The organism is Komagataeibacter oboediens (assembly GCF_003207815.1).
Lineage (GTDB): Bacteria > Pseudomonadota > Alphaproteobacteria > Acetobacterales > Acetobacteraceae > Komagataeibacter > Komagataeibacter oboediens.
On record NZ_NKTX01000029.1, the window covers coordinates 1 to 12,787 of the forward strand.

Here is a 12,787-nt window from a genome sequence, read left to right on the forward strand (position 1 = left end):
CGCACCCGGCCGAGGCTATGTAGAGCATCGCATTGACCACCTCGCGCATATCCGTCGTGCGAGGGCGACCGCCCCGTTTCGCAGGGGGCACAAATGGCATGATCAAAGCCCATTCCCCGTCCATCATATCCGATGGATATCGCAGTCCTTCCCGGCTATGTTCACGTCGGGCAATACCAGTCCATGTCACCATTCACTCCATCTCTTCGTAAAGACGGATGAATCACAACAGGCTGGTATTGTTCAAAAACTTTCGGATCAGGCTCTGAGTGAATTGCACAGGGAATCATCATTATCCATTCTGGATATGCCGCGTATGATTGATTCTGTGTCAAAAGCATCGACAATCAGTGCGGCATGACCGCAGACTTCCTTAAGACCGCCTTCTGCTGAGCACATGACCGGTATTCCAGCCTGAAAGGCTTCAAGAACCGGCAGGCCAAACCCTTCCGCAATGGACGGGAACAGGAGGGCACGGGCATTTTTCAGCAGGAAACGCAGGACAGGGCGCGGAAGATAGTCAGAGTACACGACCCGGCCCGCATCCACGCCTTTCTTTATGATCCGGACAATCGGCCTGTTCTTCCAGCCCGCCGCCCCAACGATCAGAAGTTTGCGGGACGTATTGTACGACAGGAAACTTTCAACAAGTCGATAAATGTTCTTTTTGGGCTCCAGTGCGCCAATGAATATGAAATATTCACCGGCGGAAATGCCAAACATGTTGTGTAGTTCATTTTTTTCGTATTCCGACCCCGTGTAGTTTTTGTTTGGATCGGAGACGGAAGGATATGCAACGTATGTATTTTCCGTTGAATCAGGAAAGAATTTATTGATTTCCTGTCGTGATGCTTCTGATACAGTGCAGATTGGTCCCTGTTTCCTGCAGATATCCCGTATCAGGTTATAGTAATATTTCTTGTTGTCCGCTGTGGTTGTCGGCAGACGCAGTGGAACCAGATCATGGATGGTATATATATTTAATGATTTGTTGACCGAAATGGGGAAAGGGTATGTCCAGTGCATGATCGCGGGTGGATCAGGTATATTGACCCGGAGAAACTGCCCGGTCAGACGATAATATGCCTGTGCCCGATGGAACAGATTCCAGACATTCAGAATTCGATCGGCCTGAGGCAGGTTTTCGACAAAGATACGACGATCGACATGCCCGGTCATGGGGACTTCGACGGCCGTGCGTCCGGCTGCGTCCTGAATGGTATTCTTCCACCATTTGGGTCGTAACGGGGATGATGAGCGTGGCTGGACATTTCCGCCCAGCCGGTCAAAGAACATGACTTCCCGTAAGGTAGGCGCCATTTTCTCCGTTATGTCCATGCCGTAGAGAACATCTACGTCGTGGCTCAAAAACTTGAGTGCATAGGTCAGGTTGCGCGCATAGGTTGCAACGCCCGTGCCACGCGGCAGGGAAAGGTTGAAGCCATCTATGCCAATACGCAGGGAAGAGAACTGATCCAATTACGCCTCACTTGCTGATGCACCCTTACATCACGTAAGGCATAAACACCCGTGTCCAGACCACGTTACCAAAAGGTCCATCTCATTTACATGAGATGTTATTCCTTGCCTACCTGATGACCTGCCACAAAAAGCAACCCGGACGATTTTTTTTCCTGATCTGCCGGGCGCAGGTGATAAAACATGTCACCCTGTCTGGATGGGGTCTGGTGCATGGGTTGGCGCAATTGGTGGTGTGGTCTAGAAACACCTGGATATATTTCTGATAACCGCGTCATTTCAGGCAGGCGTTACGCAATGAAGATCGTTCAAAAAGTTATTTCCAGAGTGAACGTAACGAATACCAGAACCAGAATTTGCAAAGCGATTGACGCCGGTGACTGGCCCCTTGTCCTCCGTTTCCGACGCAGGCAGACAGAATACTTTCCCAGATCCGCATCGGCGTGGCTGCAATATGGGCATGCCCTGAAGGAATGCGGTTTTTATGACCTGGCGGATGACGCCTATCTCAAGGCGCGGGATCTGGAACCGGGATCTGGTGAAATCAGCCTCCAGCGTGGTCACCTGCAGAAGCTTCGCGGGAATATCGGTGCGGCCTTCGCACTGTATTCCGCTGCACTGGAAGGATGGCAGGGGGATGCAGCCCCTGTTCAGGTCGAGATTGATCACCTCAGGGGACTGGCGGCGGCACTTGTCTCACGCGGGGTCTTCCCGGATCGCGATGAACTGGATTGCGCGGTCTATATCTCTTCCGTCTGCAAGGTATTCGAAGAAAGCGACCGGACGGATATGAGCCACCGTATTGGCCGATCCGATTATTCATACGCCTTTGCACTGAAGGGTTTCGCCAGGGCCCTGGACGATCTGGGCATCGATTACCAGATTCTGAATGAAGTGGCAGGTATTGCCAATATCCGGAATATTTCGACAGCGAAAAAAATCATCCATATCGGCTTCTATCCGCCTGAAAAGATAAATCTCCTGAAAGGCGCATATAATATCATCTGTTTTGCCTGGGAGTTCGAACGTCTTCGTTTTCCGGAGGAGAACCTGTCCTATAACGCGTTCAGTGACCAGGCATCCATGCTGGCCCTGGCTGACGAATTGTGGGTACCGTCGCAATATGGCGTAGAAAGCGTGAAGCGGTCCGTACGGAATATCGTGACCTACATGCCGTCGCCAGCGGTGATCGATCGCAATGTGGGCTGGCGGCCCAAACCGCAGACCAGACGTGCAATCAGCACGGCAGCAGCGTCGCTCAGGAATGTGTCCTGGGTTCCGCTCAGCATTATGCCAAGAATTCAGGATATCATGAGCCACGATGCGCAGCGGCATGCCGCATCGCTGCAGAAGATCCTGTTCAATCATGCCGACAGCAGCGCCAACCCGATCATTTATGTCGCCCTCTTCAACGCGTATGATTACCGCAAGAACATCGACAGCCTGATCCGCGGGTTTGATGCGTTCTCGCGGGAATACCCGAACGCCTATCTTTTCCTAAAGGTGGCGGATGAGCAGAAGCTCGACAACGGCCCGAACGCCAGTGTCCTTCATGGGCAGATGTCGTCACCTGACAGTCTGGTCCCATCGGTCAGCAGCCGGAATATCTGGCTGACCCGGGAGACATTGACGCGGGAACAGCTCAATACATTGTTCGACGTCTCGCGTTTCTATGTCTGTCCGGCGATTGCGGAGGGTCAGAACCTTCCCCTTATCGAAGCGATGGCACGCCGGTCTGTCCCGGTCAGCGTGCGCCATACGGCCATGAACGACTATATTCAGGAAGATAATGCGGTGATCATGACGCACCGGACGATACCGGCCCCTATAGGCTTTGCAGAGCGGTACCAGATGTTTGGCGTCACGTTGTACAAGGCGGGGATTGAGGATGTGTACGACGCACTTGTCCGCTCCGTCGCCATTCCCGAGGACGGGTATGAAAAGATGGCCACTGCGGCCTTCGACACCGTACAGACCGCCTTTGGTACCCACAGGCTGTCCGAACGTCTTGACCAGCTATTATCCTGATGGGGCCGAATCATGAGTAAAGTAAAAGCTGTCTTTGATGTTGCTCCCTTGCTGGAAGACCACTGGACCGGAATTTCAAATGTCATAGGGGCGATTGCAGAAAAGGCGATTGCGGACGACAGGATCGACTGGACATTCTGTTATGAAATACTGCCGCTTCCGCGGCCCCTGATCGAGAAGCTTCTCGGAGATCAGAGCGGGGCGCACAGTGGCGGCCTGTTCCACGATGCGGCAATAAATGGCCGAAGCCTGGATTTCCTGCAGGCGCGGGAATACGTGGCGGTGTTTCCGCATGTAAAGCCCGTGCGGCGGTATTTCCGCAAGGAAGCACTGATCGTGCATGACCTGAGTCCGCTGCTGACCCCGTTCTACCATAATCAGGATAATATTGATCATTTCGCCAACCGCATCAAACACGATATTGAATCGTCCGATCATTATTTCTGCGTTTCGGAAGCAACGCGCGGCGACGTGGAACTGTATTTCCAATGCCCCCGTGAAAAGACATCGGTGATCCGTCTTGGCACGTCGTTCGATCCGTGTGATCTTTCCCTTGCGCTGGACGGTGCGCGGCGGGGCATTACGGTGGAACCCTATGTCGTTGTGCTGGGTACGCTCGAACCCCGCAAAAATGCTGCGATTGTCCTGGAATTCCTGTTGGAAAATCCTCAGTTCGGGCGGGATTACAAGTTCATTTTCATCGGCCGCGACGGCTGGCTGGATGAAAAGGGACGCCTGTTACGCCTTCTTGTGGAGAATGGCATTCCGACGGAACAGGTCGTGTTCACCGGCTTCGTTCCCCCCGAGCAGCGGGCGATCCTCCTCGCCAATTGCGCTTTCTGTATCTATCCCTCATTTTTCGAAGGCTTTGGCCTGCCGATCCTTGAGGCCGCGACACTGAACAAATTTACGGTGTGTTCGAACGCATCAAGCATGCCCGAAGTGGCGCCGGACAGAAGTATCTTTTTCGATCCGAACAGCCTCGATGAGTTTTCCGAAGCAATGTATATCGCGCATCGGTGCGCGCTGATCGGACGGTCATCGCGGACGTCCCTGACTGATACGCTGCGTCGGGGGCGGGAGGCCGGCTGGGACCAGTGTTACGGGGAAATCGCCAGATGGGTGCTGGAGACCGCATGATGACCGTCAATCCATTCAAATATGCCGCGGTCGCAGCAGTAAGAGACATGTCCATCGATGGTGATGTCATGACGCTGACCGTATGTTTCGAAACCCCTGACAAACCGGTTGCGCTTGCCCTTTTCGCGGGGGATGTGCCGATCAGCTATGTCAGGGTGGTCTGCGATCCGGCCGTCAGTTCCACCGTTGCGGATGGCAAATCTTACGGGCGGGCGGTCATTTCAGGGATACGTACGGCATATGGCCTGAATGATACGCCCGTGCTGCAATGCGCGCGATCCGGAAGGACGCTTTTTACCCTGCCAGTTCCACATGATGAAACCATGAGCGCGAAGCCGCCGGTACGGCATATGTCCGTCAGTGATCTCGTGCTTGAACTTGATCCGGGGCATCTTTCCAGTATTGATGATCTTGTTCCGTATGCAGTCGAATTTTATAAAGAAAAAGGAAAGAACTGCTTTATCGATACAGTCTATCATATGTTCCTGAAGCGAGGCCCCGCAGCCGGGTTCGAACAGAAAAGGACGTTTGATGAAAAGAATCTGCCGCGGTCTCTGCGCAGGTTTCTCAATGATGTGTACGACAGTAAAGAAGCACGGAAATTCTGGATCCGGCGCATTCCGGGGTCAGCCAGCGACGATTTTTCATTCCGACTGTAAACCAGTTATCCAGGGTCGCTATGAAACGAGACCATGATCCTGCCCGGAGATGTTTTACAATAGGGCATGGTAACACTTTAAATACAGACACATCTTTCATTGCCTGAGCAATAATTTTTCATGTCCACGACCGGGGATAGCCCCGGTCACGTGTGGCTACAGGCACGGTTTCTGTATCCGATAGCCGTCAGGGACTGGTTTTGTATGAAATACTGGCATGGGGATGAACCGGACAGATGCACCGGAAGGTTGGACTTGTAACGGTTTTGTGCCGGTCGGGAAGTGCTTATGCCACTCTTGCTTCAAAAGCGAGTGGGCTGATACCGCCCAGATATGAATGGCGTCGACGTGGATTGTAGAAACCATTGATATACTGGAAGATGGCGGCGGTAGCCTGACGGCGGGTTGACCAGTTCTGTCTCCAGAGCCATTCCGCCTTCAGGCTTTTGAAAAATGTTTCGACGGCAGCGTTGTCAAAACAGTTTCCCTTTCCGGACATTGAAGCCAGCAGCCCATGGGCCAGCAGCTTTTTCTGGAAATCATGGGAGCCATACTGGCTGCCACGATCGGAGTGGAAAATGCAGCCGGACGCCGGGTTACGCAGTCGTGCCGCCATGTCCAGGGCACGGATGGCCAGATCCTTTTTCATCCGATCGCTCGCGGCCCACCCGATCACGCGACGACTGAACAGATCGATGACGACAGCGAGGTAGAGCCAGCCCTCGGCAGTCCAGATATAACTGATATCTCCCGCCCATTTCCGGTTGGGGCCTTCAGCAAGGAAATCACCGTCCAGAAGGTTGGCCGCAATGTCAGACTGGGGGTGGCTGTCGGTTGTAATTTTGTAGCGACGGGTGCGCACGGGCCGGATCCCGTTGTCCTTCATGAGGCGGCCAACGCGACGTTCTCCGACATCAAGCCCGGCTTCCCTGAGTTCCATGGTCATGCGCGGCCGTCCGTAGGACCCGTTGCTCAGGGCAAAATGCTCACGGATATGCGTCAGTACCTTCAGATCGGTATGTTGGCGCTGGCAGGCCGGTCGGGATGTCCAGGCCCGGTAACCTCGTGCCGAGACCCGCAAAACCTGGCACAGCCTCCCGATTGGCCATTCATGCCGATGTCCGTGGATGAAAGCGAACCTCATGGCTTTTGGCTCGCGAAGAACTGGGTAGCTTTTTTTAGGATTTCCCTCTCCTCCCGCAAAATCCGGTTCTCCAGGCGAAGACGTTCATTCTCGCGGGCCAGATCAGCCTGAGGCCCTGATGCCGGCTCGTCCGGACGATAATTCACTATCCATTTCGCCAGGGTGGATTTGCCAATACCCAGGTCGGTCGCAATGCGCGTACGTGACAGTCCGCTGCTCAACGCAATCCTCACGGCCTCGCGCTTGAAATCTTCCGTATGCTTCATGGTCTCGTCGGTCTCCTGATACGAGCTTAAAACGCTCAGATGACCGGCACAAAACCGTTACAAGTCCAGGACCTCTGCATTGCCCTGTGAATCCGTTGTGATGGGGTCACCATATTTCCCATCCATTGGCAGGGCATCCGATACCTGCTGTGTGGTTTCAAAAGAGTAGGCTGCCCCATCAGCAGCGTCCTTGATCTCCCAGCTGTCTGTATAGGTATTGTTGTCGAACGTTTTCTCTGACATCTGGGTACATGCTCTCAAATGAATGGTAAACTTTGACTGTTATGAAAAACATACCACGAATTTGCATGTTATCAAGATTATTATGATCTGATAAAATTCATCTTTAACCTGTAAGATGTTCTGTAATCATATTTCTTTCCAGAACGAGTGGTATCATTTTGAAATTATATGGAATAGATGATCTACGTATAACAGGTATTCCTGTTTTTATGCAGGTCATGCTGTCCCAGTCGTTTCGACAGGACTGCCCCTCTGGTATTATTACCCAATAATGTGCAACTGCGCGCCCGCCTTACCAAAAGATGCCATAATGGGGAAAGCCGAAACCAGAACTTTCATTTTCTGTTGCGAATGTAAAACTGAAAAATGGCTGGGGGATGGACATGTTGCATAGCTATGCCAGCCGGGAAGAAATCGGACGGATTTCTGAGGTAAAGAATGCTCTGTGTCCGTAAGCCAGCATGGCGTTGAGGCGGTGCGGAACGGTGTAATGGTAACCATATTCGGCCGGTTTGAGGCGCCCTGCAGGAGATCGGCTGTCGGCCGGATCATGGAGGGCAGGGAGGCCGGCCGGGTATCATACTCATGATAAAATCTGGTCAGATATCGAAAGTATATGAAATATTCGTTTCGAACGTACCGTCGGAGCCAGGCCGCAAACACGTCTTTCCCCATTGCGCCAGACGCAAGAGCAGCCATGGTCTCGACCGTTTCCGGACCACCGACCAGCATCCGAAGCGCCATTCAGTTACAGGAAGCCGTGTCGGCACGGGGCAACTGACAGTCAGGCGGCCTTGGCGGATATATCGCGAAACTGGCCCAGATCAATCCCGGCCCGCTTTTCATTGAGCCAACGTCGCGCCAGAGGGTTAAGGCGAATGTTTTGTGGATACGTTTGCCGTTCACCATCTTCCGGGCTTGGGCCACGATACCAGACACCTTTTGGCAGCACTCTGCCTGTGGTGAAACCGATCTTCATCTTTTACGATTCTCTCATGAGAATCCCTGATGTCATTGAGTCGTATCCGAGTAACAGAAACCCGTCTGGCTCAGGATCGGCTCATGGCCCAACAGATTTAAAATCAGGATATTACCTGTAATCAGCACTATATCCACAATAGATTGCGGTAAAGTAGCTGGCGTCCCGTACGGGATTCGAACCCGTGTTGCCGCCGTGAAAGGGCGGTGTCCTAGGCCTCTAGACGAACGGGACTAAAGGCGTGAGCGGTAAGTATCCCGACACGGGGTGGGGGTCAACCCCCTGATTCAAAAATATTGAAATTATTGGGCGATCGCCGCGTCACGGATGAAAAATGTGGCGGATGTCCGGCCATTCCAGCTTTCGGCGCGCAGCCATCCCGCCAGATGCAGCGGCGGTGCGTCACGATCTTCCAGCACGGGGGCAAGCGGACTTTCATTGGCGCGGAACACCAGCGCCTTCAGCCGCGGCCCCCGGCCTTCGCCCTGCAGCGTCAGGCGCAGGGTATTGCCTTCCCGTCCGATCCGTTCGGCATAGGCCACGCGAACGCGGGGCAGTGCGATCAGCGGTTCATCATTTCCCGCGCCAAAGGGGGCCAGACGGTCCATGTCGGTTGCCAGCGCCACATCGGCGGCGGCCACGTTCACCACGGCGTCAATGGTCAGGTCCACCGCATCGGGCAGGCTGGCAGCAGTGGCCAGATGGTGGTCAAGAAACGCATGCAGGGCGGGAATCCCGTCCGCGGGCAAGCCAAAACCCGCCGCCATCGCATGACCTCCCCCCGATGACAACAGGCCCGCCTGCCGTGCCGCGATAATGGCCCCGCCCAGATCCTGACCCGGTACCGAACGGGCGGACCCCTTGACGTTCCCATCATCCAGTTCCGCGCCCACCAGAACGGGGCGGTTGAATTTTTCCTTGATGCGTCCCGCCACGATTCCGACCACGCCGGGGTGCCAGTCACGGCCACTCAGCACCAGTACGGCATGGCCCTGCGCACGTTGTGCGGCCGCCAGTTCCATGGCGCGGTCCAGAATGCCGGATTCGACGCTCTGGCGGTTGTGGTTGACGGAATTGAGCTTTTCAGCCAGCGCCTGCGCTTCCGCCGCGTCCGTGCACAGCAGCAGTCGCAGCCCCAGCCCGGAATCCGCGATACGTCCCCCTGCATTGATGCGCGGGCCAAGCGCAAATCCACACGTAAAGGCCGAAAGCGGGTCACGCGCGCCCGCGGCATCCAGCAGGGCAGCCAGTCCCGTGCGCTGCCGGCGCGCCATGACCTTCAGCCCCTGTGTGACAAAGGCGCGGTTCAGGCCGCTTAACGGCATGACATCGCATACCGTCGCCAGCGCCACGAGGTCGAGGCTGTCCATCAGTTGCGGATCAGGACGGGAATCGAACCACCCGTCACGGCGAAGGATACGCGCCGTGGCCACCACGGTCATGAACGTGACGGCGGCTGCACAGATACCATGCAGCCCCGATGGGCAGTCGGGCCGGTTCGGGTTGACCGTCGCCAGCACGCGGGGCAGCGCGCCCTGTACCTGATGGTGGTCAAGGACAATGACATCGCTGCGCGTGCTGACCTGTTCCAGCACATCGACCGCCGCCGTCCCGCAGTCCAGGCAGACGATCAGGCGTGCGCCCTGATCCTGCATGGCCTCGATTGCGGGCGTGTTCGGGCCATAGCCTTCCGTCATGCGGTCGGGAATATGGGTCAGCACCGTGCAGCCCTGACGGCGCAGGAAGTCGGTCAGCAACGCGGTGGAACAGGCGCCGTCCACGTCATAATCCCCGAACAGGCCCACCGTTTCCGCATTACGGATGGCCGTGGCCAGACGGGCCGCCGCTGCATCCATGTCGGTGAACGTGGAAGGGTCGGGCATCAGCGCGCGCAGGGTGGGGCTCAGGTAGGTTTCAACCTGTTCGGGCGCGATACGGCGCAGGGCCAGCATGCGGCCGACAATTTCCGGCAGTCCGGTCTGCTGTGCAATGGCCATGCCCATGCGGTCGGTATGGCTGGCCTGCCCGCCTTCGCGCCAGTTCCATCGCCGGCCCGTGACACTGCGGGTAACCCCCAGCACGGCTGGTTCCTGCATGTCCTGTGGCGCGGGCGACGCGGTGGCGAGGGAAAGCAGGTCGGCTGCGGACATGTAAACGGATCCTTATGGGCATGCAGGGGCGGGTGGACTGGATGGACGGCCCGTGAGGCCATCCATCCAGTACCCTAGCCTGCGTCGATACGGATCAGTACGGGTTCATCCAGTACGGCAGGCAGTTCGGCAATATGGTGCAGCGCGTGCTGCATCGCCGCTTCGTTCGTCCTGTGTGTCAGCAGCACCAGCGGCACGGCATGGGTGCCGTCGGGACGGACTTCATGTGCGTCGGCATGCTGCAGCATGCTGCGCAGCGAGACGCCATTGTCACGCAGCACCGCCGTGATGTCGGCAATCACGCCGGGGCGGTCTTCCACATTCAGGCGCAGGTAGTATTCGCCCGTGAACGATTTGCTTGGCAGTGCCACGGCCTGTGTCAGGCTGTCGGCTGCGCAGCCCCATACCGGCATGGCGGACCCACGGGCAATATCGATCAGGTCGGCGCATACCGCAGTGGCGGTCGGCCCCTCGCCCGCGCCCCGTCCTTCCAGCATGAGGCGACCGGCAAAGGCCCCTTCCGCCACCACGGCGTTGAAGACGCCGTTCACTTCCGCAATCGGCGCATCCTGCGGCACCAGGCAGGGGTGCACCCGGGCCTCGATACCGTTTTCGTGCTGGCAGGCGATACCCAGAAGCTTGATGCGGTAGCCCATCTTGCGCGCGAACTGCAGGTCCAGCGCGCCAATGCGGCGGATGCCTTCGATATAGACGGATGCGAACACTACCGGCCGCCCGAACGCCAGCCCGGCCAGAATCGCCAGCTTATGTGCGGTATCGACACCGTCCACATCGGTCGAGGGATCGGCCTCGGCATAGCCCAGCTTCTGCGCATCGGACAGGATTTCGGCAAAATCCCGCCCGGTCTCATGCATGACGGTCAGGATGTAGTTGCATGTGCCGTTCAGGATGCCGCCGATTTTCAGGATACGGTCCGCGGCCAGCCCTTCACGTACGGTCTTGATGGCGGGAATGCCACCGGCCACCGCCGCCTCGAACATAAGCGGCACGCCCGCGGCCTGCGCCGTGCAGGCCAGTTCGGCACCGTGGATGGCGATCAGCGCCTTGTTGGCGGTCACCACGGGGCGGCGGTTTTCCAGCGCACGGGTAACCGTCAGGCGCGCGGCACCTTCGGCCCCGCCAATCAGTTCGGCCACCACGTCAACATCGGGGTGGGTTGCCAGTTCCTCCGGCGTGTCACACCAGGCAATGCCGGACAGGTCAATGCCACGGTCACGCGTGCGGTTGCGCGCGCTTACGGCGGTCACGACCAGTTCGCGGCCCGCGCGGGCACGGATCAGGTCCGCGTTTTCGCGCAGCAGCTTTACAACGCCGGCACCAACCGTGCCCAGCCCCGCAATACCGATGCGCAGGGGCGGTTTGGGGGCGGGCTTGCAAGGGGAAGAAGTCATCTGTTTTCCGTCAACCGATAGGGCAGTCATGAATGGGCAGGCTGTTTGCCCGACAGTGGGGCCGCCTGCTGCGTGGTGGAGGTCGTGCCGCCATGTTCCGTCATGAAATGGCGGATCGAGCGGCAGGCCTGACGCAGGCGCTGGGTGTTTTCCACCAGCCCGATGCGCACGAAGCCCTCGCCATGTTCCCCGAAGCCAAGGCCGGGGGCCACCGCGACGCCTGCTTCCTTCAGCAGCAGCTTGGAAAAGCCCACGCTGCCCAGTTCGCGGAACCGCTGGGGAATCGGCGCCCATGCGAACATCGAGCCTTCGGGGGAGGGTACGTCCCATCCCGCCGCGTGCAGGCCCTGGATCAGCACGTCGCGGCGCTTGCGGTAGATATCGCGGATTTCGGCCACACAGTCCTGCGGTCCGCTGAGGGCCGCGACGGCGGCGACCTGAATGGGGGTGAACGCGCCATAGTCCAGATAGGACTTGATGCGCGTCAGCGCCGAGATCAGCTTGGGGTTGCCCGCGGCAAAGCCCATGCGCCAGCCCGCCATGGAATAGGTCTTGGACAGGGATGTGAATTCAACGGCGATGTCCTTCGCGCCCGGCACCTCAAGGATGGAGGGCGGAACATTGTCGCCAAAATAGATTTCAGCATACGCAAGGTCCGACAGGATCCAGATTTCGTGCTTGCGCGCAAACGCCACCAGCTTGCGGTAGAAATCAAGGTCCGCCAGATACGCGGTGGGATTTGACGGGAAATTGACGATTAGTGCCGTGGGTTTCGGCACGGAATGGCGTACCGCGCGGTCCAGTGCCTCCAGCATTTCATCGTCCGGTGTTGCGGGAATGGAGCGTACGGACGCACCCGCGATGATGAAGCCGAACTGATGAATGGGATAGGACGGGTTGGGCACCAGAATCGTGTCGCCCGGACTGGTGATGGCGGAGGCGAGGTTGGCCAGCCCTTCCTTGGACCCAAGTGTCGCGATCACTTCCGTCTCGGGGTCCAGCTTCACGTTGAAGCGGCGTTCGTAATAGCCCGCCAGCGCCCGGCGCAGGCCCGGGATGCCACGGCTGACGGAATAACGGTGCGCGCGCGGATCGGCTACCGTTTCCACCAGTTTCTGCACGATGTGGGGCGGGGTGGGGGTATCGGGATTGCCCATGCCCAGATCAATAATATCCTCCCCCCGCGCTCGGGCCTGGGCCTTGGCCTTGTTGACTTCAGCGAAGACATAGGGCGGCAGGCGGCGGATACGGTGGAATTCTTCGGTCATGGGACGCTCTGTTGCGGGC

11 protein-coding genes and 1 tRNA gene are annotated in these 12,787 nt (G+C 57.3%); 3 read left to right on the forward strand and 9 right to left on the reverse strand.

Going from position 1 to position 12,787, the window contains the following annotated elements:
• Together CFR80_RS11465 and CFR80_RS11470 are read right to left on the reverse strand one after the other, a co-directional pair.
• The coding region (locus tag CFR80_RS11465) for a transposase (RefSeq protein ID WP_146221631.1) at positions 1 to 193 on the reverse strand (193 nt) is incomplete at its 3' end.
• 65 nt (positions 194 to 258) lie between these two features.
• Complete coding sequence (locus CFR80_RS11470; RefSeq protein WP_110507387.1) at positions 259 to 1,479, reverse strand: glycosyltransferase family 4 protein; 1,221 nt, start codon at positions 1,477 to 1,479, stop codon at positions 259 to 261.
• Positions 1,480 to 1,806: 327 nt separating this feature from the next.
• Here CFR80_RS11470 and CFR80_RS11475 point away from each other — a divergent pair, with 327 nt between their 5' ends.
• The 3 genes from CFR80_RS11475 to CFR80_RS11485 are packed head-to-tail and all read left to right on the forward strand — an operon-like array spanning position 1,807 to position 5,306.
• Entirely contained in the window at positions 1,807 to 3,507 is a 1,701-nt protein-coding gene (locus CFR80_RS11475) for a glycosyltransferase family protein (RefSeq protein WP_110507388.1), read from the forward strand.
• A gap of 12 nt (positions 3,508 to 3,519) precedes the next feature.
• The gene (locus CFR80_RS11480; RefSeq protein WP_110507389.1) at positions 3,520 to 4,647 is read left to right on the forward strand and encodes a glycosyltransferase family 4 protein; all 1,128 of its coding nucleotides are present in this window, start codon (positions 3,520 to 3,522) and stop codon (positions 4,645 to 4,647) included.
• On the forward strand, positions 4,644 to 5,306 hold the full coding sequence (locus CFR80_RS11485; protein WP_110507390.1) for a hypothetical protein: 663 nt from the start codon (positions 4,644 to 4,646) through the stop codon (positions 5,304 to 5,306). The genes CFR80_RS11480 and CFR80_RS11485 overlap by 4 nt, the downstream gene beginning before the upstream one ends.
• Positions 5,307 to 5,592: 286 nt before the next feature.
• Here the strand turns inward: CFR80_RS11485 and CFR80_RS11490 are convergent.
• The 7 genes from CFR80_RS11490 to CFR80_RS11520 all read right to left on the reverse strand — a co-directional run bounded on the left by CFR80_RS11490 (position 5,593) and on the right by CFR80_RS11520 (position 12,768).
• A protein-coding gene (locus CFR80_RS11490) for an IS3 family transposase (protein WP_181418208.1) occupies positions 5,593 to 6,716 on the reverse strand; the annotation gives its coding sequence in 2 pieces (ribosomal slippage) (positions 5,593 to 6,488 and positions 6,488 to 6,716; 1,125 coding nt in all).
• Positions 6,717 to 6,773: 57 nt separating this feature from the next.
• Entirely contained in the window at positions 6,774 to 6,959 is a 186-nt protein-coding gene (locus CFR80_RS11495) for a hypothetical protein (protein ID WP_010515981.1), read from the reverse strand.
• Between the two features lie 784 nt (positions 6,960 to 7,743).
• Positions 7,744 to 7,938, reverse strand: a complete 195-nt coding sequence (locus CFR80_RS11500; protein ID WP_232275912.1) for a hypothetical protein — start codon at positions 7,936 to 7,938, stop codon at positions 7,744 to 7,746.
• Positions 7,939 to 8,096: 158 nt separating this feature from the next.
• A tRNA-Glu gene (locus CFR80_RS11505) sits at positions 8,097 to 8,172 on the reverse strand.
• A 68-nt stretch (positions 8,173 to 8,240) separates the two neighbouring features.
• Positions 8,241 to 10,088 carry a single-stranded-DNA-specific exonuclease RecJ gene (gene recJ, locus CFR80_RS11510; RefSeq protein WP_010515979.1) on the reverse strand — a complete coding sequence of 616 codons (1,848 nt, stop codon included), beginning with the start codon at positions 10,086 to 10,088 and terminating at the stop codon, positions 8,241 to 8,243.
• 74 nt (positions 10,089 to 10,162) lie between these two features.
• Complete coding sequence (locus tag CFR80_RS11515; RefSeq protein WP_010515978.1) at positions 10,163 to 11,500, reverse strand: homoserine dehydrogenase; 1,338 nt, start codon at positions 11,498 to 11,500, stop codon at positions 10,163 to 10,165.
• A 26-nt stretch (positions 11,501 to 11,526) separates the two neighbouring features.
• Positions 11,527 to 12,768 (reverse strand): LL-diaminopimelate aminotransferase, encoded by a 1,242-nt coding sequence (locus CFR80_RS11520; RefSeq protein ID WP_010515975.1) that lies wholly within the window; start codon positions 12,766 to 12,768, stop codon positions 11,527 to 11,529.
• Positions 12,769 to 12,787: the final 19 nt, after the last annotated feature.

Bases quoted from the DNA above. Each gene is read 5' to 3' on its own strand.
- CFR80_RS11480 (WP_110507389.1), top strand. From the start codon at position 3,520: ATGAGTAAAGTAAAAGCTGTCTTTGATGTTGCTCCCTTGCTGGAAGAC.
- CFR80_RS11485 (WP_110507390.1), top strand. From the start codon at position 4,644: ATGATGACCGTCAATCCATTCAAATATGCCGCGGTCGCAGCAGTAAGA.
- CFR80_RS11495 (WP_010515981.1), bottom strand. From the start codon at position 6,959: ATGTCAGAGAAAACGTTCGACAACAATACCTATACAGACAGCTGGGAG.
- CFR80_RS11500 (WP_232275912.1), bottom strand. From the start codon at position 7,938: ATGAAGATCGGTTTCACCACAGGCAGAGTGCTGCCAAAAGGTGTCTGG.
- recJ (WP_010515979.1), bottom strand. From the start codon at position 10,088: ATGTCCGCAGCCGACCTGCTTTCCCTCGCCACCGCGTCGCCCGCGCCA.
- CFR80_RS11515 (WP_010515978.1), bottom strand. From the start codon at position 11,500: ATGACTTCTTCCCCTTGCAAGCCCGCCCCCAAACCGCCCCTGCGCATC.
- CFR80_RS11520 (WP_010515975.1), bottom strand. From the start codon at position 12,768: ATGACCGAAGAATTCCACCGTATCCGCCGCCTGCCGCCCTATGTCTTC.